This is a genomic window from Collinsella sp. An268 (assembly GCF_002159765.1).
GTDB lineage: Bacteria > Actinomycetota > Coriobacteriia > Coriobacteriales > Coriobacteriaceae > Coprousia.
In genome coordinates, this window is the sequence record NZ_NFJH01000001.1 from 15,120 (window position 1) to 41,499 (window position 26,380).

The window sequence follows — 26,380 nt, forward strand, 5'->3', positions numbered from 1 at the left end:
GTCCCCGTCGTCCGTCCGCAAGGGCGTCATTTCCGCGAGCCTGTCGCTGCGCCTGTGACGGAAGGGGCAACGGTGCCGTCCTGCTCTTCGGTAGAGGGTAAAGCTGCACGCACGGACGATGCGCCCGCATCATCAGAGGACGTGCGCACGGCCGACGACGAAGTTTCTGCGTCCTCGGCTGCCGGCGAGGACCCCGACCCTGCGTCTGCAGCAGCAGATGAGGTGCCTGAGCCCAGCGTGACCGGCAACCTTCCGCCTTTGCCCAAGCTCGAGGAGGACCCGCACGCGGGCCTCACCAAGGTGCGCAAGAAGACACATAACCGCCTGAAGCGCCGCTTCAAGATCGCCGCCATCGTGGTCGCCGTCATCGCGGTGCTTGCGGGCGGAGCGGTCGGCATCGTCTGGGCCCTGATGGGCCAGGGTGGCATCGCCATGAGGGAAGCCGCGCAGGCGGAGGACCTTGCGGTGGCCGAGGACGCCTCTACCGAGGACGAGGGCCAGACCGTCACCTACAACGGCCGGACCTATCGCTACAACGAGAACATCGTCTCCATCGTGGTCATCGGCACCGACCTGGGCTGGTCCACCACCGCCGAGGGCAACGCCGGGCAGGCGGACGCCATCATGGTGGTCGCGCTCGACACCGAGACGGGCTCCATGCGCGCCATCGGCATCCCGCGCGAGACGATGGTCGATGTGGACGAGCACGTGGGCTCGGCGTTTATCGGACAGGACAAGATGCAGCTCTCGCTCGCGTACAACTTCGGCGACGGCTACGCCACGAGCAGCGAGAACGTGGTGCGCGCCGTATCGCGCATCCTGTACAACATGCCCATGACCTACTACTTCACCATCCAGATGGACGGCGTCGCCGTGCTGAACGACGCGGTGGGCGGCGTGACCGTGACCCCGCTCGCGAGCATACCCGGCACGCGCATCCAAGAGGGCGTGCCCATCACGCTTTTGGGCAGCAACGCGCAGCGCTACGTGCAGTACCGCGACACGTCATACCTCGAGAGCTCGAGCGACCGCCAGGCGCGTCAGACGCAGTACCTGCAGGCGTTTTTCTCGCAGGCGCTCGCCACCGCGCAGGGCAACCCCCTGAGCCTGGTTGAGCTCTATCGCGCCGTGCAGCAGTACTCGACCACCAACCTCGGCATCGGCGAGTTCACGTTCTTGGCGTCTGAGGTGGTGCACAGCGGCCTCTCCAACCTGACGGTGACCACGCTCCAGGGCACGCAGCAGAAGGGCCCGCAATTTGTGGAGTTCTATCCGGACGAGGCCAACGTCTACCAGACGGTGCTCGACACGTTCTACACGCCGGTAGACGACGTGGAGTAGGCGGCGGCGATACCGCGCCGCCTCTTGGCCCGTGCGGGCGGACGGGGGTTGGGCCGCCGCATCGCCGCCATCGCGCAAAATGAGCCCATGGTATTCGTGAAATCAGGGGGTTATTCATTCTAGTGCCTATTTCAGGCGGGGTGCAGAAAGTAGCCTTGGAATTGAGCAAGCCTGTGACCTGCGCATCTTTTGAAGCGCAGCACGCGGTCTACTCTGAGAGGGCCCCTTAAACCAGGCACTAGAATGAATAACCCCCTGTTTGATGCGTGAAAAGTGGAAGATCGTGCTATGAAAAAGCCCCGGAGGGCTCCTTGCATGCGCCCCAGCCGCGTAGCTGCTGGGGCGTGTCAGCGAGGAGACCCTCCGGGGCTCGTTTCTCGGCTATCCGGAGATAGGGAGCCTAGGCCATCTGCGCCTGTACGGAGGTGATGGCCACAACACCCACGATATCGTCGGCAGAGCAGCCGCGCGAAAGGTCGTTCACCGGTTTGGCGATGCCCTGGAGGATGGGGCCGTACGCCTCGGCGCGGCCGAAGCGCTGCACCAGCTTGTAGCCGATGTTGCCCGTCTCGAGGTTGGGGAATACGAGCACGTTGGCGTGGCCGGCGACCGTGGACTCGGGGGCCTTGAGCTCGGCGACCGCGGGCACGATGGCCGCATCGAGCTGCAGGTCGCCGTCGATGGCGAGCTCGGGCGCCTTCTCCTTGGCGAAGGCCGTGGCCTCCTGGACCTTCTTGGCGGTGTCGCCGCCGGCGGACCCCATCGTGGAGTAGGAGAGCATGGCGACCTTGGGCTCCACATCGCCCATGAAGGCCTTGAAGGAGTTGGCGGAGGCGATGGCGATCTCGGAGAGCTCGTCGGAGGTCGGGTCGATGTTCAGGCCGCAGTCGGCGAAGACGAGGGTGCCGTCGGCGCCGAACTCGGGCGTCTTGGTGCACATGACCATGAAGGCGGAGACGAGCTTGGTGCCGGGCGCGGTCTTCAGGATCTGAAGCGCGGGGCGCAGGGTGTTGGCCGTGGAATGGCAGGCACCGGAGACGAGGCCGTCGGCGTCGCCCATCTTGACCATCATGGTGCCGTAATAGGTGGCGTCCATCATCTGGGCGCGGGCCTGCTCGATGGTGACGCCCTTCTTAGCGCGGAGCTCGGCGAACTTCTGCGCGTACGCCTCGTGCTTGGGGGCGGTGGGGGAGGTGGGGTCGATGACCACCACGCCCTCGACGTCGATCTTGGCCGGGTCACCCAGAATGACGAGGTTCGCGAGGTCCTCGGCCACGATCTTGCGGGCGGCCTCGAGGGTGCGCGGGTCCTCGCCCTCGGGCAGGACGATGGTCTTCTTGTCCGCGCGGGCGGCCTCTTTCATACGGGTTAGGAAGTCTGCCATTTCAGCTCCTCCAAAAACGTGCCCAACACGCGACGTGCGCGCGGTACCTGTCCCGATGCGCCCGGTCCGCCGCTGCGCCCACCATGTTGAGCATTCCTTGTGAGACATCACCTATTATAGGCGCCTGCGCGCTATAATCTCTACGATTATTCGGCCCCCTGCGGGCTGGAACGGCGAATGAGGTGCCGCCCGGCGGCGCCTTGTGAGGAGCATCGATGGACATCACATCTGGTCTGCCCGATTCGTTCAATCCCGGCGCGTACGACATGATCGTCGTCGGCGCGGGCTATGCCGGCTCGGTCTGCGCGCGCCGCCTGGCCGAGAGCGCGGGGTTCCGCGTGGCGGTGCTCGAGCGCCGCGGGCACATCGCCGGCAACGCCTACGATTGCACCGACGAGGCGGGTATCCTCGTCCATAGCTACGGCCCGCACATCTACCACACCTTCGATGAGCGCGTGCACAACTTCCTCTCGCGTTTCACCAAGTGGACCGACTACCAGCACAAGGTGCTCGCCAACATCCACGGCACGCTCATGCCGGTGCCCTTCAACCACGCCTCGCTCAAGCTCGCGTTTGGCGAGGAGCGCGGCGAGGAGCTCTACCGCAAGCTGGTGGAGACCTTCGGAGAGAACAAGAAGGTCCCCATCATGGACCTTCGCAAGAAGAACGATCCCGACCTGCAGGAGGTCGCGGACTACGTCTACGAGAACGTCTTTCTCTACTACACCATGAAGCAGTGGGGCCAGACGCCCGATGAGATCGACCCGTCCGTCACCGGGCGCGTGCCCGTCTTCATCGGTGACGACGACCGCTACTTCCCGCAGGCGCCCTTCCAGGGCATGCCTGCCGAGGGCTATACCAAGATGTTCGAGCACATGCTCGACCACGACCTCATCGACGTCTTCGTGAACGTCGACGCCCGCGACATCCTCGAGATCACCGACACCAACGTGCACGTGTGCGGGCAGTGCTACGGCGGCGAGATCATCTACACGGGTCCCCTCGACGAGCTCTTCAACCTTGACTTGGGCGCGCTTCCGTACCGCACGCTCGACATGAAGTTCGAGACACTCGATGTCGACCAGTTCCAGCCGGTCGGCACCGTCAACTACACCACGAGCGAGGACTTCACGCGCATCACCGAGTTCAAGAACATGACGGGTCAGGTGGTGCCGGGCAAGACCACCATCATGAAGGAGTACAGCCACGCCTTCGAGCCGGGCAGCGACCAGACCCCGTATTACGCCATCATCGCGCCCGAGAACCAGGAGCTCTACGAGCGCTATCTGGAGCGCGTGCAGAACCTCACGAACTTCCACCCGGTGGGACGCCTCGCGGAGTACCGCTACTACGATATGGACGCGGTGACCGCCTCCGCCCTCGACCTATCCGACGAGATTATTGCGACCCATGCCTAATATGACGCCTGAAATCAACCATATGTTCAAGATCTGCTCGTTCGGCATACCGTGCTACAACTCGGCGGCCGATATGGACCGGTGCATCACCTCGATTCTCGAGGGCAGCGGATACGCGCCGGACGTTGAGATCATCATCGTCGACGATGGCAGCGTGGACGAGACGCCGGCGAAGGCCGACGAGTGGGTGAGCCGCTACCCGGGCATCATCCGCGCCGTGCATCAGGAGAACGGCGGCCACGGGACCGCCGTTCTGACCGGCCTTAAGAACGCCACCGGTGTGTATTACAAGGTCGTCGATTCCGACGACTGGCTCGACGGCGCGGCGCTCGCCACCATGCTGTCGTGCCTGCGCGGCTTTGTCGAGCGCGACACGCGCGTGGACCTCTTCATCTCTAACTACGTGTACGAGAAGGTCCACGAGGGCACGCACACCACCATCGACTACCGGTTCGCCATCCCGCGCAAGAAGATCATCGGCTGGAACGACGTGGGCTACTTCCGCCCCGACCAGCACCTGCTTATGCATAGCCTCTGCTACCGCACCGACGTGCTCCGTGCGGGCGATCTGCCGCTTCCGCCGCACACGTTCTACGTGGACAACATCTACGCGTACGTGCCGCTTCCGCGCTGCAAGACGCTCTACTATGCCGATATCGACCTCTACCGCTACTTCATCGGCCGCGAGGGCCAGAGCGTGAACGAGGAGACGATGATCAAGCGGATCGATCAGCAGTTCCGCATCACGCGCATCATGATGAAGGCCTACCATCTCTACGACGACATTGAGGAGAAGCCGCTCGCGTCGTGCATGATGGGCTACTTCACCATGATGATGGTCGTGTGCTCCATTTTCTCCAAGCTTGCGCACGATAAGAGCAAGGTGGACGAGGTCATCAAGATCTGGGCCGAGCTCAAGGTGTTCGACAAGAAGATGTACAACCACGCCCGGTGGGGGCTTCTCGGTTTCTGGACCAACCTGCCCACCCCTGTGGGCGAGAAGGTGTCCGTGGGGCTTTACCGCGCGGCGCAGAAGATTTTCAAGTTCAATTAGGCGCTGATGGTGCCGCGCGGGGATGTGCCCGCGCCCCATATAGACTTGCATACGAAGGCCCTCCGGGGCCTTCTTTGCTATCCGGGTGAAACGCAAGCGATTCGTTAGATTCCACCGCGAGTGTGCGGGGTATTGATTCGTAAACTTCCTTTCACGTAAACCGTGCATCTATTGCATATGGAAACACTGTGGAGCGCGCCGTACAGTTGTAGTCAGAAGGAGGTGCATCCCGTGGCGTCCAAGAACTACGAGCTCGTCAGCTTCATACGCGAGAGCGGCACGGCTTCCCCGGCAGAGATTGCCGAGCGTTTCTCCGTGGGTACGCGCACGGTGTACAACAGCGTTATCTTGGGCGACGGAGGTATCCTGAACGCCCTCTTTGGCACGCCGTTCACCGAGGCGCAGCAGCTCGGTGCCGCCATCAGCTCCGCATCGATGTCGGTGCTTGCGCTTCTGCTCTCCTTCACCGTGGCACGCGTGCTTGCCGAGAACTACGGCCTCGACACCTCCATCGCCGACACCTGCTCGGTTGTGTGCTTCCTGTGCCTCACGCCGTTTGTGACGAGCGATGATTGGGGCGAGGTCGTGGCCACGAGCTACCTCGGCTCGACGGGCATGTTCACCGCCATCATCACCTCGCTTCTCGCCGTCGAGGTCTACCGGTTCTTCATGAGCTTCAAGGCGCTTGTCATCAAGATGCCCGACGAGGTGCCGCCGGCGATCGCCCGCTCGATCAACGCCATCATCCCCGTCACGCTCACCGTCATCGTCTTTGGCCTCGTGCGCGTTGCCACCAACCTCGCCGGCACCCCGGTGAACGATCTCATCACCACCTTCGTGCAGGCGCCGGTGCTCTCGCTCGTGTCCTCGCCCGTGGGCGTTGCGGTCATCTACTTCCTCTACATGCTGCTCTGGGGCTTTGGCATCCACTCTGCCGGCATCATGAACGGTGTCCTCGAGCCGCTTTATCTGATCTCCCTTAACGCGAACGCCGAGGCCATCGCCGCCGGCGAGGCCGCGACGAACGTCCTCACCAAGCCGTTCCTCGACTCCGTGGCCTTCATGGGAGGCGCGGGCAACATGCTTGCCCTCGTTGTTGCCATCCTCATCATCTCCCGCCGTCAGGATTACCGCACCATCGCCAAGATCGGCTTTGTGCCCGGTCTCTTCAACATCTCCGAGCCCATCATGTTCGGTCTGCCGGTCGTCATGAACCCGATTCTTATCGTCCCTATGATTCTGGTCACGCTCGCCGGCCTCGGCATCGGTGCGCTCGCCACCGTCACCGGCTTCATGGGCTACACTTACGTCCTCACCCCGTGGATCACCCCACCGTTACTGGGTGGCCTGCTTTCGACCGGTCTCAACATCGGCGCCGTCATCACCTGCGCCGTGATCTTTGTAGTGTCCGTTCTCATCTACATGCCCTTCGTTAAGGCCATGGACGCCGCCGTCACCACCGAGGAAAAGTAGGAACGCATCCTAAACCTTACGGTTTCATCCCTTACGTCTGACAGAAAGGTAGGTCGAAGAGCGTGAACAGGTCCGTTGTCGTCTTTGATATGGATGGCACGCTGCTCGATGCCAACAGCAACGTGATTGGGGGAGAGCGCACGGTCGAGCTTCTGGGGCGCCTTCAGGACGCAGGCTGCACGATGGCGATCTGCACGGGGCGACTCGATCACGATATCGTCCGCGCGGGGGCTCGCTTTGGGCTCGATTTCAAGAATCGCATCTCGCAGCACGGTGCCGTCATGATCAGCGGATCCACGCTCCGCGCGGAGCTGATGGACAAGGACGAGGCTCGCGAGATCCTCACCTACATCGAGGACTCGGGCGCCCCCATCCGCGTGGAGATGAACACGGTTGCCAACCGCTACTGGCACTCCGACCGCGACCCGGATTTCCCCAAGGAGCTCTACGACTCGCATGTCATCAAGAGCGACTTCTTCGAGTTGATCGAGTGCCAGCCGGTGGTGCTGTTTTTGCTCATCGGCGAGGAGCGCGACCTCGCGCCCATAGCCGAGCACGTACGCGCCACTTGCACGCGCACGCAGGCGGTCATGAGCTCTACGACCTCGCTCGAGCTCATGTCGGTCGACGTCTCCAAGGGCCAGGCCATCGAGAGCCTCTACCCGGGCTGCGATGTGTACGCCATCGGTGACGCGCCAAACGACTACGGCATGTTTGACGTCGCCCGTGTGGGCTACCTCGTCTCCGATGCCGAATGCCCCTACGACGTCGTGCGCTGCCCGAGCATCGCCGAGGCGCTTGAGGATATTGCCTCCCGCGTGCTGGGGTAAGCTGGATGTAGTGGAACCGGTGCGGCCGCCCGCCCGTCCGGGCGTGGCGGTCGCACCCTATCGATAGGAAGTGTGACCATGAAGGTCCTGCTACTGCCGCTCGACGAGCGACCCTGCAACCGCGTGTTCCCGCAGATGATCGCCGAGTCGAACGACGAGATCGAGCTCGTTGTCCCGCCGCTAGAGCTGTTAGGCGACAAGAAAAAGCCTGCCGACGTTGCGGGCATCTCCGCATTTCTTGAGGAGCAGGCCGCCGGCTGCGACGCCGCGGTGCTCTCGCTCGACATGCTGCTCTATGGCGGCCTCATCCCCTCGCGCCTGCACCACCTGGAGCGCTCGGAGCTCGATGAGCGCTTGGACGCGGTGCACGCCCTCAAGCGGGCGAACCCGGCGATGCGCGTGTACGCCTTCCAGTGCATCATGCGCTGCCCCTCGTACGACTCCGCCGAGGAGGAGCCCGGCTACTACGAGGACTACGGTTATGCGCTTTTCCGTAGGAAGTACCTCCTCGATGTGCGCGAGCGCACCGGCGAGCTCTCCGCCGGCGAGGAACGCGAGCTTGCCGCCATCGAGGTTCCTGAGGAGGTCCTTGCCGATTACGAGCACCGTCGCGACCTCAACTGCGACATGAACATCGCCGTCCTCGACCTCATCGGCGAGGGCGCTATCGATTTCCTTGTAATCCCGCAGGACGATTCGGCTCCCTTTGGCTACACCGCGATTGCGCAGAAGCGCGTCATCGCCGCGCTGAAGGAGCGTCGCCTCGACGACCGGGTGATGATCTACCCCGGCGCCGACGAAGTGGCCATGTCGCTTCTCACGCGCGCCTGGGTGGAGCATGAGGGCCTGCACCCGAGCATCTGGCCCTTCTATGCCTCGGTTCTCGGCCCCACGATCGTGCCCAACTACGAGGACCGGCCTATGTTTGAGAGCCTGAAGTCCCATGTGCGCGTGGTGGGTGCGCGCTTTGCAGACGTTCCCTCCGAGGCTGATGTGATACTTGCTATCAACGCTCCGGGCAAGGCCATGCAGGAGTCGTTCGTAAAGCCCGAGGAGGTTGACCTCACCTACACGAGCTATCGCAACCTCGCCGACTTTACGCAGCGCATCGCCGAGCACCTGGCGCGCGGACGCCGCGTGGCCCTTTGCGACAGCGCCTTTAGCAACGGCGGCGAGCGCGCCTGCATCGAGCAGCTTGATCGTCTGGGCGTGCTCGGCTCTCTTGCGAGCTACGCCGGTTGGAACACCAACTGCAACACCCTCGGCACCACGCTCGCCCAGGCCATCGTCGGGCGGCCCGGGCAGGCGGCTACCCGCAACCTCTGCTACCGCATCATCGAGGATGTCTTCTACCAGGCTGAGGTGCGCCCTGCGGTGGTCGATCGCGACCTGCCTGCGATGGGGCTTTCGTATTACGATTTTGGCGACCGTCAGGCGGATGTGGAGGAGCTCATTCGCGGCGAGCTCCAGCAGCGTTTTGACGCGCTCGACCTGGCGCGAGAGCACCCGGTGCGCATCGAGAGCGTGTACATGCCCTGGCGCCGCATGTTCGAGATCGGTATGGAGATAGAGCTGGAGGCGTGATATGCGCGAGGAAATGATCTACAACCCGCACTACTATCAGCTGCGTGAGGGCCAGCTCGAGCGCATGCTCGCCATCGTGCGCGGCAACCGCGGCGCCGGGCCCGGCGGGGTGGTATTCTTTGGCGATTCGCTCACCGAGACCTATCCCATAGAGCGGTGCTTCCCCGAGCTGCCCGTGAAGTACAACTGCGGTCTTGGCGGCGCCACCGCGGAGGAGCTGCTCTGGATCGTGGACGAGGGCGTGATCAAGTACCGCCCCTCGCTTGTGGTCCTTATGGTGGGGATCAACGACCTCGGCAACACAGCGATGGCGAGCCCCAAGGAGATCGCCTGCCACGTGAAGGAGCTCATCGACGTCATCTGCGGCAACCTGCCCGATGTGCGCGTGCTCCTCTGGTCGACGCTGCCCTGCGTGGAGGCGCTGCGCAGCTACCACCAAGTGCCGGGTATCCGGAACAACGATTTGGTGCGGATGATCTTTGAGCAGGAGCGTGAGCTCGTGCGCGACCGCAACGTTACGTTTGTGGACGTGTTCCCGGAGTTTGTGGACGAGCAGAACGAAGCGCGCACCGAGTATTACCGCGACGGCCTGCACCTGAACGATGCGGGGTTTGACCGTCTGACGGAGCTTCTGGCGCCCGAGATCCATAAGCTGCTCGAGGCGTAGCGTAGGCGTCGAGCTGGCTTGCAAGTCAAAAGCGTAAGGAGGGTCCTGCGGGACCCTCCTTCTTGTGTGAAAAGTCTCTTGTATGGAAGTGCGGAGTGCCTACGCGAGATCGCACGCCGCGGGGATGCCGTGGGAGCCGGTCGCCTCGGTGACGCCCGCCACGAGCGCGGCCTCGAGGGCGCGTGTGGCGGCGAGGCCGATGACGTCGAGCGGGGGCTGGTCGCCCTCGAGCTCACCGGTTGCCATCACGTAGACGGTATCGCCGTCGTTGGTGGTATGCGTGGGGCGGATGACATGCGCGTACGCGTCTGTTGCCATCTGGGCGACCTTGGCGGTCTCAGCCTTGGTGAGGCGGGCGTTGGTGACGATACAGCTGATGGTGGTATTCGTGCGGTCGAGCGGCATCTGGGCGTTGGCGCCGGCAGCGAGCATAGCGTCCTCCATGTCGGCGCTCTCGCGCGCGTCGGGTGTGGAGCGCATGCCGGCGATCGCGGCGCCCGTTGTCGGGTCGCAGACGTTGCCGCAGGCGTTGACCACGGCTATGGCGCCTACGTGGAGGTTACCGAGGGAGAAGGCGCGGGCACCCAGGCCGCCCTTCATGGCGCAGGCGGGCCCATTGAGCTTGCCCACGGTCGCACCCGCGCCAGCGCCGACGGACCCTTCTGCGAGCGGGACGGTCGGGTCGTCGTCGAGCGCCGCGGCGGTTGCCGCGCGGCCCGCTGCAACGTCGGGACGGACGGTGGCATCGCCAAAGGCGAGGTCAAAGATGCAGCTTGAGCAGACGATGGGGACGAGCGCCGCGCCCGTATCGAGCCCGATGCCGCGCGACTCGAGCTCGCGTGCCACGCCGGAGGCGGCCTCGAGCCCAAAGGCGGAGCCGCCGGAGAGGCAGACGGCGTGGATCTGCTGGACGGTGTTCTCGGGGCGCAGGAGGTCGGTCTCGCGCGAGGCGGGGGCGCCGCCGCGCACATCGACGCCAGCGGTCGCGCCGTTTGGGGCGACGATTACCGTGCAGCCCGTGCCGGCTGCGGCGTCGGTCCAATGGCCAAAGCGAACTGAAGCGACCTCGGAAAGTGGGATAGGGGAGAGCGCGCTTGCGGTCATGAGAACTCCAATCTGCGAGGGAGGGGCGGCGTCACGTTACGCGCGGCGTTTGCTTACGCGGTGAGGGCGCGGATGTGCCGTACGACCTCAGCGATGGGAAGGCCCACGACGTTGTAGAAGTCGCCATCGATGCCGCGCACGAGCATGCGACCGCCCGCGCCCTGGATGCCGTAGGCGCCAGCCTTGTCCGCCGGTTCCCCTGAGGCGACGTACGCTTCGATCTCTTCATCGGTAAGGTCATAGAACGTGACATCGGTTACCACCGAGAACACGTCCTGCGCTGCGGGTGCGTCATCGCCTGCGGCACGCAGGAGACACACACCGGTCGCAACCTGATGGGTCCTGCCCGAGAGGCGGCGGAGCATGGCGCGGGCATCGGCATCGTCGGCGGGCTTGCCGAGCGCCTCACCGTCCACGGTCACGATGGTGTCCGCCGCGAGCACGATCTCGCCCGTCTGCGCATGCGCCGCTGCCACAGCTTGCGCCTTGGATGCGGCGAGGCGTTCCACGAGCGCGAAGGGCGATTCGTCGGGTATTGGGGTCTCGTCGATATCGGCGGGGATGACGTTCACATCAAAGCCCGCCTCGCGCATGAGCTCGATGCGGCGCGGCGACTGCGAGGCAAGAATGAGGTGCGCGCGGGGCGAGGGCGCGCTGGTAGAGGTTTCGCTCACGGGCACCGCCTAGAGCTGGATGCTCTCGCGCACCTTGGCGACGGCCTGCTCGCCCGCGATGTCGCCCAAAACGGCGAGGGCGAACGGCAGCGCCTGCCCCATGCCCGAGGCGGTGATGATGTTGCCGTTGGTGATGACGGTCTTCTTGCCGGCGAACGTGCCTGCGGGCAGGTGGTCCTCAAAGTCGGGGAAGCACGTGGCGCGGCGCCCGACGAGGAGGCCGAGGTCGCCCAAGATGGACGGCGCGGCGCAGATGGCGGCGACATGCTTGGTGGTGGCGAACTCCTCCACCACGTCGCAGACGCGCGGGTCCTGGCGCAGGTGCAGCGTGCCGGGCATGCCGCCGGGCAGCACCACGTAGTCGTAGTCGGCAAAGTCGACCTCGGTCATGGTGTAGTCGCAGGTGATATCGATCTGCTGCGAGCTCACGGCATCGCGCGTGGTCATGATGGAGACGAGGTCGACGCGCACGCCGCCCCTCCTCAGGACATCGACGACGGTCAGGCACTCGATGGTCTCGAATCCATCGGCAACGAGCACGGCGACAGCAGACATGGGCGTTCCTTTCAGCACGGGGCGGGATTTGGTGCAATCGCTCCTGTTGTACCCCGTTTTGCCCGCTTGGGGCACGGCGGTCGCCTTCGAGCCGTGCGATTTTCGCGCCATGCGCTATGCGCGGCGCGTAAGGTGCACGACGGTCTCGCAGTGGAACGTCTGGGGGAAGAGGTCGACCGGGGTGATGCGCACCGGTTCGAAGACGTTCTGCTCGCGGAAGCGCTTGAGGTCGCGCGCGAGCGTGGCGGGGTCGCACGAGACGTAGGCGACGTCGCGGGCCGAGGTCTCGGCGATCAGGTCGACGGCCTCGGGGGCAAGGCCGGCGCGCGGCGGGTCGACGACGAGGACGTCGGCATCGGCATCGGGGAACTCGCGCACCGCGTCGCCGCCGATGACGTCCACGTTGTCGAGCTGCGCCCGCTCGAGGTTGCGGCGGAGGTCGCGTACCGCCGGGCCGTACGACTCGACGGCCGAGACGTAGTCGCAGCGGCGGGCGAGCGGTAGGGTGAACGTGCCGGCGCCGCAGTAGAGGTCCATCGCCATCTCGTGGGGCTTGGGGTCGAGCGCCTCCATCACGATATCGATCAGAATCTCGGCCGCCTGCGTGTTGACCTGGAAGAACGACGGGGCAGAGATGAGCATCTCCTCGAATCCGATTCGCTCGTTCCAGCAGCTCCTGCCCGCCAGCACCTCGGTGGCGCTCACGCGGCGCGCCTTCTTTTCGCCCTTGCTCATGACGCGCACCACGCCCGCCTGGCTGGATACGGCGTCGCCGAGCACGCGGGCGACCTGCGCGCGCGGAAAACCCCCGGTGGGGGTCCAGAGGGCGATCTCGACGGCGCCGGTGCGGCGGCTCGCGCGGATGCCGACGCGCTCGAGCGCGAGGTCGCGCGAGTTGGAGAGGTAGGAGAGGGCGCCCGCCACCGCCTTCACGAGCTTGGGGAACTTCTTCTCAAAGAGGGGGCACGCATCGACGCGGACCATCTGGCCGGCTTGGCGCCCGTGCATGCCGAGCTGCAGCTTTCCGTTTGCGCCCACAAACGGCGCGAGTTCGATCTTGTTGCGGTAGCCCCAGACGTCCTTGCTGGAGCGCAGGGGTGCGACGAGCGCGTCGACCTCTTCGCGGGCAAAGCCGCCGATGCGCTCGAGGGCGCTTTTGAGGTTCTCCTCCTTGGCGGCGCGCTGCACCGTGCGCGAGAGCCCGCCCCACGGGCACCCGCCGCAGACCCCGATAAACGGGCAGGGGACCTCCACGCGGTCGGGGGAGGGGGAGACGATGCGCTCGGCGACGGCGCGGACGAGGGACTTCTCCTCCGCGACGACGCGCGCCTCCACGGTGTCGCCCGCCACCGCTCCCGCCACGAAGACCGTCTTGCCCTCGGGGGTGTGGGCGAGGGCGTCGGGGCCGTATACCATGCGTTCACAGGTGAGCTGCATCGTGCGATTGCCTTTCATGCGGGCGCCGGGGCGCGGGTAACGTGTCCCTCAGTGTAGGCGATGGCGCGGACGTGCGGTGCGGCGCGAGCGGCGCGCGCATCAAAAAAGCGCCGGAGACCAGAGGGTCTCCGGCGCCGGTTGCATGGTCTGCCGCGTGCCCTCGCGCGTGCAAGGCGTCAGGGGTCTGGCAGCGCGTGGGATGTAGCTGTTCGCTAGGCGCGCCCCTTATGCCTGCGGCCTGTTGCCGCGCACGAGGGTCTTGATGCCGAGGCCAATGAGGGCGAGGCCCGTGCGCAGACGCCCGGCGGGGCGCTTGGCGAGGGTCGTGCGGGGCGCTGCCTGCGCGGCGCGGGCGGTCGCGCGCGAATCGGTGGCGGCGGCGCGGGCGCCGGTCTCCGGGTCGATGAGCTCGGCCGCCACCGCGGTCTCTGCGGGCGCGGGCTGGGCAGTCGCTGCGGGTTCGGGCGCAGGCTGTGCGGCAGCTGCGGGCGCGGGCTGCGCCGCGGGACGGGCTGTCGCGGCAGGTGCGGGCTGCGGCGCCCCCGTCGCCTGCGCGATGCGGCGCTGCGCGGCCTCTGCCGCCTGGGCGCGCGCCTCGGTCTCGGCGAGGGCGGTCTCAAACGCGGCGCGGGCGTTCTCGTCCGCCTGCTCCTCGGTCTGCTCCTCCGGCTTTGGCGCGGGCGCGGCGGCAGGCTCCGGCGCGGGAACGCCCGCCTCGGCGCGCGCGCTCGCCATGGCGCGCTTGGGATGGCGCGCGTGCTCGTAGGCCTGCGCGAGTAGGAACTCCTGCGCGTTGAAGTCCTCGGCGCCGGGCGCGCGCCCGACCCGCTCCCATGTGCCCGCGGACGAGAGCGCGCGTGCCTTCACGTTGTCGCGGAGCTGCGCCTGCATGTACTCTTCCACCAGCGCGCGGCACATGGGGTCGAGCACGGGGTAGGCGATCTCCACGCGGTGCTCGGTGTTGCGGGTCATCATGTCGGCGGAGGACAGGTACACGATGTCGTTCTCCACGCCAAACGCGTAGACGCGGGCGTGCTCCAAAAAGCGCCCGACGATCGAGCGGATGTGCACGTTCTCCGTCTTGCCGGCGATGCCGGGCACAAGGCAGCTGATGCCGCGGATGATCATGTCCACCGTGACGCCCGCCTGCGAGGCCTCGGCGATCTTGTCGATGATCTCTCGGTCGGTGAGCGAGTTCATCTTAAAGAACACGCGCGCCGGCTCGCCGGCGATGGCGCGTTCAATCTCGCGGTTGAGGCCGTTCATGATGAGGGGCTTGAGGCCGGCAGGCGCCACGCCCAGATAGCGGTAGTCGCCGCGGAGGTTGCCGAGGGCGAGGTTGCGGAAGAACGCGTTGGCGTCCTCGCCGATGCCGGGGTGCGCCGTCATCAGCATGAAGTCGGAGTAGAGCCTGGCCGTCTTCTCGTTGAAGTTGCCCGTGCCGAGCAGCGTGATGCGCGTGAGCGCCATGCCTTCGCGGTAGGTGATCTGGCAGATCTTGGAGTGCACCTTAAAGCCCTCGGCGCCGTAGATGACGGTGCAGCCGGCCTCCTCCAGGCGCTCTGCCCACTCGATGTTGTTCTGCTCGTCGAAGCGCGCGCGGAGCTCCATCAAGACGGTGACCTCTTTGCCGTTCTCGGCGGCATCGATGAGCGCCTCGCACAGGCGGCTCTGCTTGGCCACGCGGTAGAGCGTGATCTTCATCGAGATGCAGTCGTCGTCAAACGCGGCCTCGTGCATGAGGTCGAGGAGCGGGTTCATGGACTCATAGGGGTAGAACAGGAGCTTGTCGCCCTCGATGACCTGCTCGCGGAGGCTCCGGCCGGCCGTGAACATGGGGCTCGCCTGCGGGCGGAACGACGCGAAGGTGAGCTGGCGCTTGACGCCCTCGGGCAGGTGCCCCTCGATGCCGTAGACGTAGTCGAGGTCGAGCGGCGTGGTGTAGGAAAGCACGGCGCGGGAGGCGAGGCCGAGCGACTTGCGGATGCTCTTGAGCGTCGCGGGCTCGAGCCTGCCCTCAACCTGCAGCGCCACCGGCTGCAGGCGCAGGCGCTTCTTGAGGATCTTCTTCATGTGCTGCCGGTAGTCCTCGTCCTCCTCGACGCCCTCGCCGTCCGGGTCGATGTCGGCGTTGCGCGTCACGCGCACGACGGCGCGGTCGAGCGGCTCGTAGGAGCCGAAGCAGCTGCCGAGGCAGGTAAGGATGACGTCCTCGAGGAGCATGTAGCGGTAGGAGTCGTCGCTCGAGGGGAGCGCCACCACGCGGCTCATCGACGCGGGCACCTCGATGAGGCCGATGAGGTTCTCCTCGTCTGCGCTCGCGAGCGCGCAGACGAGGTAGAGCGCGCCGTTGCGCAGGTTGGGGAAGGGGTGGCGCGGGTCGATGACGAGCGGCGATATGACGGGCGACACGTAGCTCTGGAAGTAGCGCTCCACAAACGTGCGGTCCGCGCCGGCGAGGTTCTCGGCGCCAAGGCGCTTCACGCCCGCCCGCTCGAGCTCCGCCTCGATGGCCTCGACGATGGCGTTCTGGCGCTTGATGAGCGGTGGCAGGGCCTGGAACACGAGGTCGATCTGCTCGCTCGGGGTGAGGTTGCTCTTGTTGTCGACCGGCTGGTGCTTGAGCGTGGCCAAATCGGAGAGGCCGCCGATGCGGATCATGAAGAACTCGTCGAGGTTCGACTGGAAGATGGCGGCGAACTTCAGGCGCTCGAAGAGGGGCACCGTCTCGTCGTACGCCTCGGAGAGCACGCGGTCATCGAAGCGCAGCCAGCTGATCTCGCGGTTCTGCGTGTAGCTGAAATCGTAGCGCTCGGAGCGCGCGAGCTCGCCGAGCGGGGTCTTGCCCGCCTTTTTGAGCTTGGCCGATTTCTTGCCCTTCAGGTCTTTTTCCAGCTTGGACGCCATGGTTCCATCCCTTTTATTCGCACGCCCGCAGGCGTTTCAGACATTCCCTTTCATTTTAGACGTCGAAGCGAGCGCCGTGCCGGCGCATACGGTTGCTTTATCAAGTCCTTACGTGAGGGCCGGCACCGCGAGAGATGCCTCGCAGCACGCTTTCGCCACGGCGGGGGTCTATACTTATCCCCGTTGTGCGCCGCGCCCGCGCAAGCGAGCGCGCGCCGCACGCCATAGTGAACATGCGCGCCGCCTTCGCTCGCCGCACCGCCGCGCGGGCCCCCGGGGCGCCGTCAGAGGAGGGGCTTGTGGCAAGCGGGCTCAACGTGACGAGCGAGATAGGACCGCTCAAAAAGGTGATGCTCCACCGACCGGGGGAGGAGCTTCTCAACCTGCCCCCGCGCGATCTGGCGCGCCTGCTCTTTGACGACGTGCCCTTTCTGCCGGAGGCGCAGCGCGAGCACGACGCCTTCGCCGATGCGCTCCGCGCCGAGGGCGTGGAGGTCGTCTATCTGGAGGACCTCGTCGCCGAGGCGCTCGACGCCGTACCCGGAGCGCGCGAGGAGTTCGTCTCGCAGTGGATCTGCGAGGCGGGCATCAAGGGTGACATCGCCACCCGTGCCGTCCGCGAGTTCTTGGACGGTATCGCCGATACCCGCGCCTTGGTCAAGCAGACGATGGCGGGTATCGCGCGCAGCGCCGTCGAGCTGCCCCTCGGCAGCACGGCGACGCTGAACGCTCTGGTGGAGGCGGAGTCGCAGTCGCATCTGCTGGCGGACCCCATGCCCAACCTCTACTTCTGCCGGGACCCGTTTGCCGTGGTGGGCGACGGGGTGCTCCTCAACCGCATGTACGCGCCCGTGCGCAACCGCGAGACCATCTACGGGAAGTACCTCTTCAAATACCATCCCACGTACCGCACGGCGGCGCTCTACTACCGGCGCGCGGCCTCGTTTCATATCGAGGGCGGCGACGTGCTCGTCCTCTCGCGCGACACCATCGCCGTCGGTATCTCTGAGCGGACCGAGGCCGCCGCTATCGATGTCCTCGCCCAGAGCGTCTTCTGGGACACCGATTGCCCCGTCGAGCGGATCTTGGCGTTCAACATCCCCGTCTCGCGCGCGTTCATGCATCTCGACACGGTCTTTACGCAGGTGGACGTCGACGCGTTCACCATCCATCCGGCCATCGTGGGGGCGCTCGAGGTCTTTGAGCTCACGCCCGGCACGGCGCCCGGCGAGGTGCGCATCCGCGAGGAGGTCGACACGCTCGAGCACCTGCTGGCGCGCGCCCTCGGCCTCGACGCCGTCCGTCTCATCCCCTGCGGCGGGGGAGACGCCATCGCCGCCGACCGCGAGCAGTGGAGCGACGGCTCCAACACGCTCGCCGTGGCTCCGGGGCGCATCGTCGTCTACGACCGCAACGTGGCCACCAACGACGCCCTCGCGCGCGCCGGGATGGAGCTTCTGGTGGTGCCCTCCGCCGAGCTCTCGCGCGGGCGGGGCGGCCCGCGCTGCATGAGCATGCCGTTTGCGCGCGGCCCCGTGGCGGGCGCGTAGCGGGGCGCGATGCGGCGCGTCGCCGGGCACGGCGCGGTCCCGTGCGGGGCGGCGCCATGTAAACACTTGTCGTCACGCCGCCCCTGCCGCCGACCGTTCCGTACCATAGCCTTTACTACGGCGCGGCGGATGGCCCCGCGCCCGAGCTGATCGCACGCGCGGCCCGCGGTGCCGCGATGACCGAGAAAGGAACCTGCCATGGGCGTCAACATCTCCGGCCGGAGCTTCCTCAAGCTGCTCGATTTCTCGACCACCGAGATCGAGTACCTGCTCGCTCTCTCCAAAAACTTCAAGGACCTGAAGCGTGCGGGGGTGCCCCACCGGTATCTCGAGGGCAAGAACGTGGCGCTGCTGTTCCAGAAGACGTCGACCCGTACGCGCTGCGCCTTCGAGGTGGGCGCCCACGACCTCGGCATGGGGACGACCTACCTCGATCCGTCCGGCTCGCAGATGGGCCACAAGGAGTCCATCGCCGACACGGCGCGCGTTCTCGGGCGCATGTTCGACGGCATCGAGTTCCGCGGGTTCGCCCAGGCGGACGTGGAGGAGCTCGCGGCGTTTGCGGGCGTGCCCGTGTGGAACGGCCTCACCGACCTGTGGCACCCCACGCAGATGCTCGCCGACGTGCTCACCATCCAGGAGAACTTCAACTACGACATCAAGGGCAAGACCGTCGTGTTTCTGGGCGATGCCAAGAACAACGTCGCGCGCTCGCTCATGGTGGTGTGCGCCAAGCTCGGCATGAACTTCGTGGCGTGCGGCCCCGAGTCGTGCCTGCCCGCCCGCGACGTGGTGGAGGCGTGCGAGCCCATCGCCGCGGCCAACGGCTGCACCATCACGCTCACGACCGACCCGGTGGCCGCCGTCACCGGCGCCCATGTGGTCTATACCGACGTGTGGGTCTCGCTGGGCGAGCCGGCCGAGATCTGGGCCGAGCGCATCCGCCTGCTCGAGCCGTACCGGGTGAGCGAGGACCTCGTGGCGCGCATGGACCCCGCGGGTATCTTCCTGCACTGCCTACCGGCGTTCCACGACACCAAGACCACGACGGGCGCCAAGATCGCCGAGCAGTTCGGTCTGACCGAGATGGAGGTCGCCGACAGCGTGTTCGAGGGGCCGCGCTCGCGCGTCTTCGATGAGGCGGAGAACCGCATGCACACGATCAAGGCCGTGATGTACGCCACGCTCAAATAGCCGCAGAAGCGGGATCTTGGAGGTCTCAAGAGGGCGTAAAACCACGCGCGGATGAGCGGGGGCGGGCAGGCGTGCCGGCGGCACTCCGGCCTGCCCCGGGCCCTCCCTAGTTGTCGCGGATGAGCCGGCGGAAGAGCGCCGCGAAGACCGCCCCGCCCGCGACCGTCCAGGCGAGCGTCACGCCGAGCGGCAGGAGCGCGTCGACCGACATCAGCCGTCCCTCTACGAGAAGTCCCATCAGCTCGTTCATCCCGCCGGTAGGGAGCCACCGCACCACGGAGCTCGCGCCCTCGTTGTACATCCCGAAGATCGGGGCGAGCGAGATGAGCACCACCGGCACCGAGTAGAACCCGGCAGTCATCTGGTCGCGCGAGGCGAGGCCGAAGACGAGCGAGATGAGGATGATCGGCAAGGCGCCGAGCGCGCCGACCGCGAGGTACGCCGGCAGCAGCTCGATCCCGGCGGTCCCCACCACGAAGAAGCTCGCCGTCGCCACCGCGAGCGTCGCGCCGAGCGCCACGAGGGCCCGCGAGGCCACGATCTCGCCGGCGCTCACGTTGGCGAGCATGAGGGTGCGCAGCGTGTGCTTCTCCTTCTCCTCGGCGATCCCGTACACCACCGTCATACCCACGACCATGCCGATGGCCATGGCGAGTGCGCTCGTGAGCGTGAAGGTGCGCAGCACCTGATCGGCCCGGCTCAGGGCGGCGGCGCTTGTGGCGGCCGCGGCAACCTGGTCCGATGCGTTGGCAAGCGCGAAGCGCGTGACGAGGGAGAACCCGACGGGGAGCGCGAGGCTGATGAGCATGCTCGGGTTCTTGACGAGGTCGGCGAGGTCCTTGCCCATGAGGACCCTCACCTTGCGCAGCGTTGCTTCCATGCTAGAACGTCCTTCCGGTCAGATCGAGGAAGACCTCCTCGAGGTTGGGTTCGTCGGTGTGGATCGAGAGCGCCTCTCCCTGCGCCATGAGCTCGGCCACGACGTCGGCGCCCGCGGCGTCCTTGGAGGTGACTATGGTACCGCGGCTTCTGGTGCGCACGGTCACTCGGTTGCGCGCATGGGCGAGCTTGAGCGCGTCGGGCGTGTCGCAGGCGGCGATGCGCCCCTCGTTGAGGATGGCCACCCTCCCGCAGACCTTCTCGGCCTCCGCCATGTCGTGGGTGGTGAGAAAGATCGTGGTGCCGCCGGCGATCAGCTCGCCGAGCATGCGGTGCACCTCGGTTCGCGCGGCAGGGTCGAGTCCGCTCGTGGGCTCGTCGAGAAAGAGGAGCTCGGGCGAGTGGATGAGGGCGGCGATGAGGGCGGCGCGCTGGCGCATGCCCTTGGAGCAATTCTTGAGGGGCGTCCTGCGCGCGTTGGCGAGGCCCATGCGCTCGAGGAGCCCGGGGATGCCCTGCGGGCTCACGCCGCGGATGCGCGCATAAAGGCGTAGGTTCTCCTCGATGGTCATGCGTTCGTAGAGGGCGCTCGTGTCGGAGAGAATGCCGATGCGCTCGTAGTCGGCATCGCTCGCGTTCTCGATGGGGCGCCCGAAGAGCCTGATGCGCCCGGCATCCTTCTTGAGCTGGCGGGTGAGGAGCTTGATGGTGGTCGTCTTGCCCGCTCCGGACGGGCCGAGAAAGCCCAGGCACTCGCCGCGTGCGAGTGAGAAGGTGAGGTTGTGGAGCACCTGCCTCGGCGGCGTCGAGCCGCCCGCGGGAAAGGAGAGGCTCACGCCCTCCATAGAGAGGATGGCGCTCATTTCGCACCTCCCGTGCGGTCGCGACGGTCTGAGGCGGACGGCTTGCTCTCGGTGTCGCGGCGCTTGCGCGACGCGCCGCCGCCAAACGTGCCGGCGGCGAAGCAGCAGGCGATGATGAGGGCTCCCATAAGGGCGGGTTCCATAGCGGTTCCTTTCTCGTGCGGGCTTACTGATGTCTGCGGGTCGGCTGATGGGGGCGGGCGGGGCTACTCGCCGGCGGCTGCCGGTGCGGCGGGCGCCGCCTCGAGCTGCTTCACGCGGCGCTCGAGACGGGCGATCTGGTAGCCCATGCCCATCACGAGGAGCACGACCGAGATGGCGAGAAGGCAGACGAGCGCGGAGAGCTGGTCGAGATTGAGGCTGGTGTTGGGGGCGAGGGCCTCGGTGGCGATGCGGGCGATCTCTTCGGGGGTCATGGCGGTTTCCTTTCTGGTTGACGTTTGTGCCGGGCGGACGTGCGGGGGGGGGCTGCTGCCGTCCCGGGGCGCCCTCAGCGGGGCGCAACCGCATCGTGCGCCACGGGAGCGCCCGATACCAGCGTTTTTGCGCAACGGGAGCGGTGTTGGCTACGAAAGGAGCACTGGAGGGCACGAGTGGAGCCGCGCCGCGCGCCTACCGCCGGGGACGGGCCTGCTACCATGGTGGAGGCATATCAGAAAGCCATCGCGTGGCAGGCTGCCGCGGGCGGAGGCGAGGGGCCGGAGGAGCCCCTGTCCGTCGGTGCGGGGCTAGGGCGCGCGGGCGGGGAGGGGAGGCGTCATGTCGACCGCGGGAGACTACGCAACCGTCGGCGAGCTCATCGCCGGCGAGACCGGTCGGAGCCTGCATATAGAGTGCGGGCGCGAGGCGAGCCGCCGCGCCCTCGAGGCCGTCGAGCAGGTTTACGGCCGGCGCCGTCGCGCATGCTATCTCGAGTCGGACCGCGGGTTCGACCGTGATACCGTCCGCTCCTACCTCACGCTCTTCTCCCGTCTGGCGGGAGGTGCGGTCTCGCCGGCATCCGCTGCGGCGCACTTCGGCCTCAAGGACCGGATGCGGACCAAGCTCTCCCACCTCACCGCCGAGGAGCGCGCGCTCGCCAACTTCGCCCGCCTCACGCTCGGCGAGCCCGAGGTGGTGTTCTGCGAGCGCCCGCTCATCGACCTCGGGCCCGAGGCGCGCTCGCTCGTGCTCGGGTGGATCGCGGGGGAGGTGGAGCGCGGAACGGTCTTCATCACCGTGGGCGAGCCGTTGCGCGAGGCGCTCCTCATGCCGGGCGACGCCTGGTGGGAGGAGGACGGTCGCTTCTTCCCGGCGCAGACGGCCGATGAGGCCGAGGGGGACGACGGGCCCGCGTTCGCCGGGGACGAGGTCCGCGTCTGCAAGGTGCAGGCCCGCTCGGGCTCCTCGACGCTCCTGTTCGACCCGCGCGAGGTCGACTTCGTGGAGAGCGTCAACCGTCAGAACTACGTCTCGGTGCGCGGCGAGCTCTATCCCACGCCCTCGACCCTCGATGAGCTCGAGCGGGAGCTCGTGCGCTACGGGTTCTTCCGCTGCCACCGCTCCTACATCGTGAACGTGCAGCGCGTGGCAAAAGTCGAGCGCTTCACCCGCAACTCCTTCAACCTGACGCTGTCGGACGCCGCGCACAGCTCCATCCCGCTCGCCAAGGGGCGCGCGGAGGAGATGCGCGCTACGCTGGGGATGCGCTAGCATGGCCGCGCCTATGCGTCTGCGCCCGCGCATCGTGCGCGCGATCTTCCTGCACGAGGTCCGCGCGCTTCTGGTCAACCCGTCCGTCACGGCAACGGCCGCCATGGTGCTCGGCTTCGCGCTCGTGTTCACCAGGGTGCTCGGGTTCTACCCGTCGTACGCCGGCCCGTTTCTGGGGCAGGCGGCCGTCACCACCGTCACCGCCATCGGCACGGTCGGCATGCTCGTGGAGCTCCGCGAGCGCGGGGGAACGGCGACCCTTGCCCGCTCGGGCGCGACGCCCGGAGAGCTCGCGGCGGGGTGCGCGCTCGCCGGCATCGCGGTCTCCGAGCTCTCGGCGTTTCTCTGCGCGCTCGTGGTGGAGGGTGACGTCCCGCGCGCGCTCGTCTCCGCGGCGCTCCTCCTGGCGACGGCGGCGCCCGGCGCGTGCGCCATGACCGCCCTCGGCATGGCCGGCGTCGACCAGCAGCATGTCTCGCCGTGGGGCTCGGCGCTGGTGATCTGGGGCATGCTCGTGGGCGCCGCGCCCACGGTGCTGGGCTCGCCCTGGCTGCTGCCGTGCGGCGCCGCCTCCGAGCTCATGAGCACGGTGCTCTACGGCAGCGCGCCGGCGGTGCCCGTCGCCTGCACCGTCGCGGCGGCCCTGGGCTACCTCGCCCTCTCGGCGGCGGCGCTCCGCCGGGCGCTGCGGGCCTGAAGGGGCTCCGCCTTCGGGAGGTTTCGTTGACGCCCCTCGGCTCCGCTATACTGGTTGGGTTTACTGAAGGGCCGTGCCGAGAGGAGCGCACGCATGCGTGAGGGTTTCAGCAACGACAGGTACATCGAGCTGCAGGCAGCGCGGATCAAGGAGCGCATCGAGCAGTTCGGCGGCAAGCTCTACCTCGAGTTCGGCGGCAAGCTCTTCGACGACTTCCATGCGAGCCGCGTGCTTCCCGGCTTCGCGCCCGACTCCAAGTTCCGCATGCTCCAGAGCCTCTCGGACGATGTCGAGGTCATCATCGCCATCAACGCCGGCGACATCGAGAAGAACAAGGCCCGCGGCGACCTCGGCATCACGTACGACGAGGACGTGCTGCGTCTCGCCGACATCTTCCGCTCCAACGGGCTCGCCGTGGCTGCCGTGGTGCTCACCCAATACGCCGGTCAGCCCGCCGCCGACGCGTTCCGCCGCCGCCTCGCCATGCTCGGCATCACCTGCAAGCTGCACTATCCCATCGAGGGCTACCCGCACGACATCGACCTCATCGTGTCGGAGGAGGGCTACGGCAGAAACGAGTTCGTCGAGACCACGCGCCCGCTCGTCGTGGTGACGGCCCCCGGCCCCGGCTCGGGCAAGCTCGCCACGTGCCTCTCCCAGATCTACCACGAGCACAAGCGCGGCATCGAGGCGGGTTACGCCAAGTTCGAGACGTTCCCCGTGTGGAACCTCTCGCTCAACCATCCCGTCAACATCGCCTACGAGGCGGCGACCGTCGACCTCGACGACTCGAACATCATCGACTCGTTCCATCTGGAGGCCTACGGCAAGACGACCGTCAACTACAACCGCGACGTCGAGGCGTTCCCCGTGGTCAAGGCGCTCATGGAGAAGATCATGGGCGAGAGCCCCTATCAGAGCCCCACGGATATGGGCGTCAACATGGTGGGCTTCGCCATCACGGACGACGAGGCCTGCCGCGAGGCGGCCCAGATGGAGATCGTGCGCCGCTACTTCACCGCGGCGGTGAACGTCAAGCGCACGGGCACGGGTCAGGAGTTCGTCGACAAGCTGAAGCTCATCATGAAGAAGGCCGGGGTGGGGAAGGACTTCTCGCCCGCGCGCTCGGCGGCGCTGCTCAAGGAGGAGACGACGGGGGCGCCCGTGGGGGCCATGGTGCTGCCCGACGGCTCGGTGGTGACCGGTAAGACCTCCGAGCGGCTCGGCGCGGCGAGCTCGCTCATGATGAACGCGCTCAAGAGCGTGACGGGCGTGGACATGGAGCTCGAGGTCATCAGCAACGAGGCAATCGAGCCCATCAGCCGCCTCAAGACCCAGCAGCTCGGCAGCAAGAACCCGCGCCTGCATCCGGACGAGACGCTCATCGCGCTCTCCATCACCTCGGCGACGAGCGAGGTGGCGGAGCGCGTGCTGGCGGGGCTTCCGCTGCTGCGCGGCTGCGACGCCTTCTTCTCGGTCATCATCTCGGCGACCGACGAGGCGCTCCTGAAGCGCTTGGGCATCAACGTGTGCTGTGAGCCCAAGTTCGAGCGGAGCGGTTACTACCACAAGTAGCGCCCCCCGATTCGACGGCGACGGCCTGTGGCGCGGGCGCCTGCCCGCGCCTGCCCGGTCGATCCGAACTACCGCCTGCTGCCAACCGGGTGTTGCGCGCGCCTATCGGCGGCGCACCGCTCGAAACGTCCGCGCGCAAACCTTACCAGCGCTTTACGCAAATCGCGCGCTTCACGACGTACCCTCAAGAAGAAGGGGCTGCGGGGCTGGGCCCCGGGGCGATCCGATTGAAGGGGTGCGATGGAGGCCATAGCGCAGCTGCTGTTCTTATGGGCCGGTGCGCGGGCGGCGCTGGCGGGCGCGTGGGCGCCCGCGCTGGGCGCGTGGGCGGACCTCGCGGCGGCGGCGATGCTCGCGCTCGTCATGGCGGGCGTATATGGAACGGCATCGTACCTGTTGGTTCGGCGGATGCGCGCCGACCGCGGGGCTGCCGAGCGCCGCGAGCGCGCCGCCGCGGAGGCGGCCGAGCGGGTCCGCGGCCATGCCGACGAGACATGGGGCCATCTTATGGCCCCGGGATTCGAGGCGGACGAGGTTGCCTGCGCCGTAGACTACGATTCGCTTGCGAGCGCCTTCGCTGCGACGGCGCTTCGCCTCGTGCGCGAGGGCGTGCTGCGCATCGAGCGCGGCGACCCCGGCGAGGGCGGTGCCGTGGTGCGCTCCTGCGCGCGGGCGCGCGACGAGGACGTCCTCGGCCGCGCGGCGCTGAAGACCCTTTTCTGCACGGGGGGCACGCGCCTCACCATGCGCGAGGCGCTTGACAGCCGGACGTGGACCTACGAGGAGCAGGGGGCCAACGTGCGCGCGTATGAGACGGCGCTCGAGCAGGCCTCTCGGCAGGCGGGCCTCACCCTGTCCGAGAGTACGCGCGCCTCGGACCGGTACAACGGCTGGGCGGCGGCGTTTGTAATCGCGGGGCTTGCGGGCACGATCTGGTTCGCGATGGGCGTGCCCACCGTCTGCGCCTTCCTTATCTTCATGGCTAGTTCGCTGTACCTGGGCATTCGAGGCGTCAGCGCCCGGAGGCGCGGCCTCACGCCCGCGGGCGCCCGGGTGGCGGTCCGCCTCGACGCGCTGCGCTCACGGATCGAGCGTGCGCTGGAGACGGGAGAGCGCATAGGTCTTTCGGGGCGGGATGCCGGGCGGCTCCTGGAGTTCGCGGTGGCGTTGGATGTCGACGAGGGAGGGCTCGCCCAGCTTGCGCGTCAGCTGGGCGATGCCTCGCTTGAGCGGCTCACCGGCGATTGGTCGGACGGGGGAGCCGTGAAGCTCGAGGGCGTGCCGCCGCGTACGTCGCGATCGGCTGGGGGCCGCCGCCCGGGAGGAAGGCGCCTCGTCACGCCGGTGGGCATGCTGCGCTCGGCTTACCTTATCCGTAACAGTTGGCTGTTCAGCGAATTTGGCTCCAGATGAGCGCCCGATCTTGCGCCCGGTGTCCGGCTCGCGGCCGGTCGGCGCGCCCCGGGGCCGCTCCCCCGCGTTCGTCGCCCTTTTCCGGGCGG

Annotated in this window: 23 protein-coding genes; 13 read left to right on the forward strand and 10 right to left on the reverse strand. The window is 67.0% G+C overall.

All coding sequences use genetic code 11. From position 1 onward, the window contains the following. The first annotated feature begins 72 nt into the window (after nt 1–72). A complete protein-coding gene (locus B5F70_RS00065; RefSeq protein WP_158094893.1) occupies nt 73–1,341 on the forward strand; it encodes an LCP family protein in 1,269 nt (422 codons plus the stop codon). Between the two features lie 400 nt (nt 1,342–1,741). Here the strand turns inward: B5F70_RS00065 and pta are convergent, their stop codons facing one another. Then, nucleotides 1,742–2,725: a phosphate acetyltransferase gene (pta, locus tag B5F70_RS00070; protein WP_087203532.1), complete on the reverse strand. Its 984-nt coding sequence runs from the start codon at nt 2,723–2,725 to the stop codon at nt 1,742–1,744. Between the two features lie 215 nt (nt 2,726–2,940). Between pta and glf the strand changes: the two genes are divergently transcribed. The 6 genes from glf (at nt 2,941) to B5F70_RS00100 (ending at nt 9,751) form a co-directional block, all read left to right on the forward strand. Beyond that, a complete protein-coding gene (glf, locus tag B5F70_RS00075; protein ID WP_087203533.1) occupies nt 2,941–4,143 on the forward strand; it encodes a UDP-galactopyranose mutase in 1,203 nt (400 codons plus the stop codon). Nucleotides 4,144–4,165: 22 nt separating this feature from the next. Next, the gene (locus B5F70_RS00080) at nt 4,166–5,197 is read left to right on the forward strand and encodes a glycosyltransferase family 2 protein (protein ID WP_087203855.1); all 1,032 of its coding nucleotides are present in this window, start codon (nt 4,166–4,168) and stop codon (nt 5,195–5,197) included. A gap of 231 nt (nt 5,198–5,428) precedes the next feature. Further along, nucleotides 5,429–6,670 (forward strand): PTS transporter subunit EIIC, encoded by a 1,242-nt coding sequence (locus B5F70_RS00085; RefSeq protein WP_241145851.1) that lies wholly within the window; start codon nt 5,429–5,431, stop codon nt 6,668–6,670. Between the two features lie 62 nt (nt 6,671–6,732). Beyond that, nucleotides 6,733–7,500, forward strand: a complete 768-nt coding sequence (locus tag B5F70_RS00090) for an HAD-IIB family hydrolase (RefSeq protein WP_087203535.1) — start codon at nt 6,733–6,735, stop codon at nt 7,498–7,500. Between the two features lie 78 nt (nt 7,501–7,578). Then, on the forward strand, nt 7,579–9,084 hold the full coding sequence (locus B5F70_RS00095) for a DUF4127 family protein (protein ID WP_087203536.1): 1,506 nt from the start codon (nt 7,579–7,581) through the stop codon (nt 9,082–9,084). A gap of 1 nt (nt 9,085) precedes the next feature. Beyond that, a complete protein-coding gene (locus B5F70_RS00100) occupies nt 9,086–9,751 on the forward strand; it encodes a GDSL-type esterase/lipase family protein (protein WP_087203537.1) in 666 nt (221 codons plus the stop codon). 99 nt (nt 9,752–9,850) lie between these two features. Here the strand turns inward: B5F70_RS00100 and B5F70_RS00105 are convergent, their stop codons facing one another. From B5F70_RS00105 to ppk1, 5 genes are all read right to left on the reverse strand, one after another. Next, the gene (locus B5F70_RS00105) at nt 9,851–10,855 is read right to left on the reverse strand and encodes a P1 family peptidase (protein ID WP_087203538.1); all 1,005 of its coding nucleotides are present in this window, start codon (nt 10,853–10,855) and stop codon (nt 9,851–9,853) included. Nucleotides 10,856–10,908: 53 nt separating this feature from the next. Beyond that, a complete protein-coding gene (locus B5F70_RS00110) occupies nt 10,909–11,529 on the reverse strand; it encodes a Maf family protein (RefSeq protein WP_256363436.1) in 621 nt (206 codons plus the stop codon). Between the two features lie 9 nt (nt 11,530–11,538). Then, nucleotides 11,539–12,084: a DJ-1 family glyoxalase III gene (locus tag B5F70_RS00115; protein WP_087203539.1), complete on the reverse strand. Its 546-nt coding sequence runs from the start codon at nt 12,082–12,084 to the stop codon at nt 11,539–11,541. A gap of 114 nt (nt 12,085–12,198) precedes the next feature. Then, nucleotides 12,199–13,521 (reverse strand): 23S rRNA (uracil(1939)-C(5))-methyltransferase RlmD, encoded by a 1,323-nt coding sequence (rlmD, locus tag B5F70_RS00120; protein WP_087203540.1) that lies wholly within the window; start codon nt 13,519–13,521, stop codon nt 12,199–12,201. Nucleotides 13,522–13,746: 225 nt separating this feature from the next. Next, complete coding sequence (gene ppk1 / locus B5F70_RS00125) at nt 13,747–16,428, reverse strand: polyphosphate kinase 1 (RefSeq protein ID WP_087203541.1); 2,682 nt, start codon at nt 16,426–16,428, stop codon at nt 13,747–13,749. 299 nt (nt 16,429–16,727) lie between these two features. Between ppk1 and arcA the strand changes: the two genes are divergently transcribed. Then, nucleotides 16,728–17,978, forward strand: a complete 1,251-nt coding sequence (gene arcA, locus B5F70_RS00130; protein ID WP_087203542.1) for an arginine deiminase — start codon at nt 16,728–16,730, stop codon at nt 17,976–17,978. A gap of 198 nt (nt 17,979–18,176) precedes the next feature. Beyond that, nucleotides 18,177–19,172 carry an ornithine carbamoyltransferase gene (argF, locus tag B5F70_RS00135; RefSeq protein ID WP_087203543.1) on the forward strand — a complete coding sequence of 332 codons (996 nt, stop codon included), beginning with the start codon at nt 18,177–18,179 and terminating at the stop codon, nt 19,170–19,172. A gap of 106 nt (nt 19,173–19,278) precedes the next feature. Here argF and B5F70_RS00140 read toward each other — a convergent pair whose 3' ends face one another. From B5F70_RS00140 to B5F70_RS00150, 4 genes are all read right to left on the reverse strand, one after another. Next, nucleotides 19,279–20,052, reverse strand: coding sequence for an ABC transporter permease (locus tag B5F70_RS00140; protein WP_087203544.1), 774 nt, complete (start codon nt 20,050–20,052; stop codon nt 19,279–19,281). 1 nt (nt 20,053) lies between these two features. Further along, complete coding sequence (locus B5F70_RS00145) at nt 20,054–20,914, reverse strand: ABC transporter ATP-binding protein (RefSeq protein ID WP_087203545.1); 861 nt, start codon at nt 20,912–20,914, stop codon at nt 20,054–20,056. Next, on the reverse strand, nt 20,911–21,057 hold the full coding sequence (locus B5F70_RS10570; RefSeq protein WP_158094894.1) for a hypothetical protein: 147 nt from the start codon (nt 21,055–21,057) through the stop codon (nt 20,911–20,913). The genes B5F70_RS00145 and B5F70_RS10570 overlap by 4 nt, the downstream gene beginning before the upstream one ends. 63 nt (nt 21,058–21,120) lie before the next feature. Then, complete coding sequence (locus B5F70_RS00150) at nt 21,121–21,330, reverse strand: hypothetical protein (protein ID WP_087203546.1); 210 nt, start codon at nt 21,328–21,330, stop codon at nt 21,121–21,123. Between the two features lie 343 nt (nt 21,331–21,673). Here B5F70_RS00150 and B5F70_RS00155 point away from each other — a divergent pair, with 343 nt between their 5' ends. The 4 genes from B5F70_RS00155 (at nt 21,674) to B5F70_RS00170 (ending at nt 26,291) form a co-directional block, all read left to right on the forward strand. Continuing rightward, on the forward strand, nt 21,674–22,606 hold the full coding sequence (locus B5F70_RS00155; RefSeq protein WP_087203547.1) for a LytTR family transcriptional regulator DNA-binding domain-containing protein: 933 nt from the start codon (nt 21,674–21,676) through the stop codon (nt 22,604–22,606). 1 nt (nt 22,607) lies between these two features. Then, the gene (locus B5F70_RS00160; protein WP_087203548.1) at nt 22,608–23,303 is read left to right on the forward strand and encodes a hypothetical protein; all 696 of its coding nucleotides are present in this window, start codon (nt 22,608–22,610) and stop codon (nt 23,301–23,303) included. Nucleotides 23,304–23,396: 93 nt separating this feature from the next. After that, nucleotides 23,397–24,878 carry a DUF1846 domain-containing protein gene (locus tag B5F70_RS00165; RefSeq protein WP_087203549.1) on the forward strand — a complete coding sequence of 494 codons (1,482 nt, stop codon included), beginning with the start codon at nt 23,397–23,399 and terminating at the stop codon, nt 24,876–24,878. 240 nt (nt 24,879–25,118) lie between these two features. Further along, nucleotides 25,119–26,291, forward strand: a complete 1,173-nt coding sequence (locus B5F70_RS00170) for a DUF2207 domain-containing protein (protein WP_087203550.1) — start codon at nt 25,119–25,121, stop codon at nt 26,289–26,291. Nucleotides 26,292–26,380: the final 89 nt, after the last annotated feature.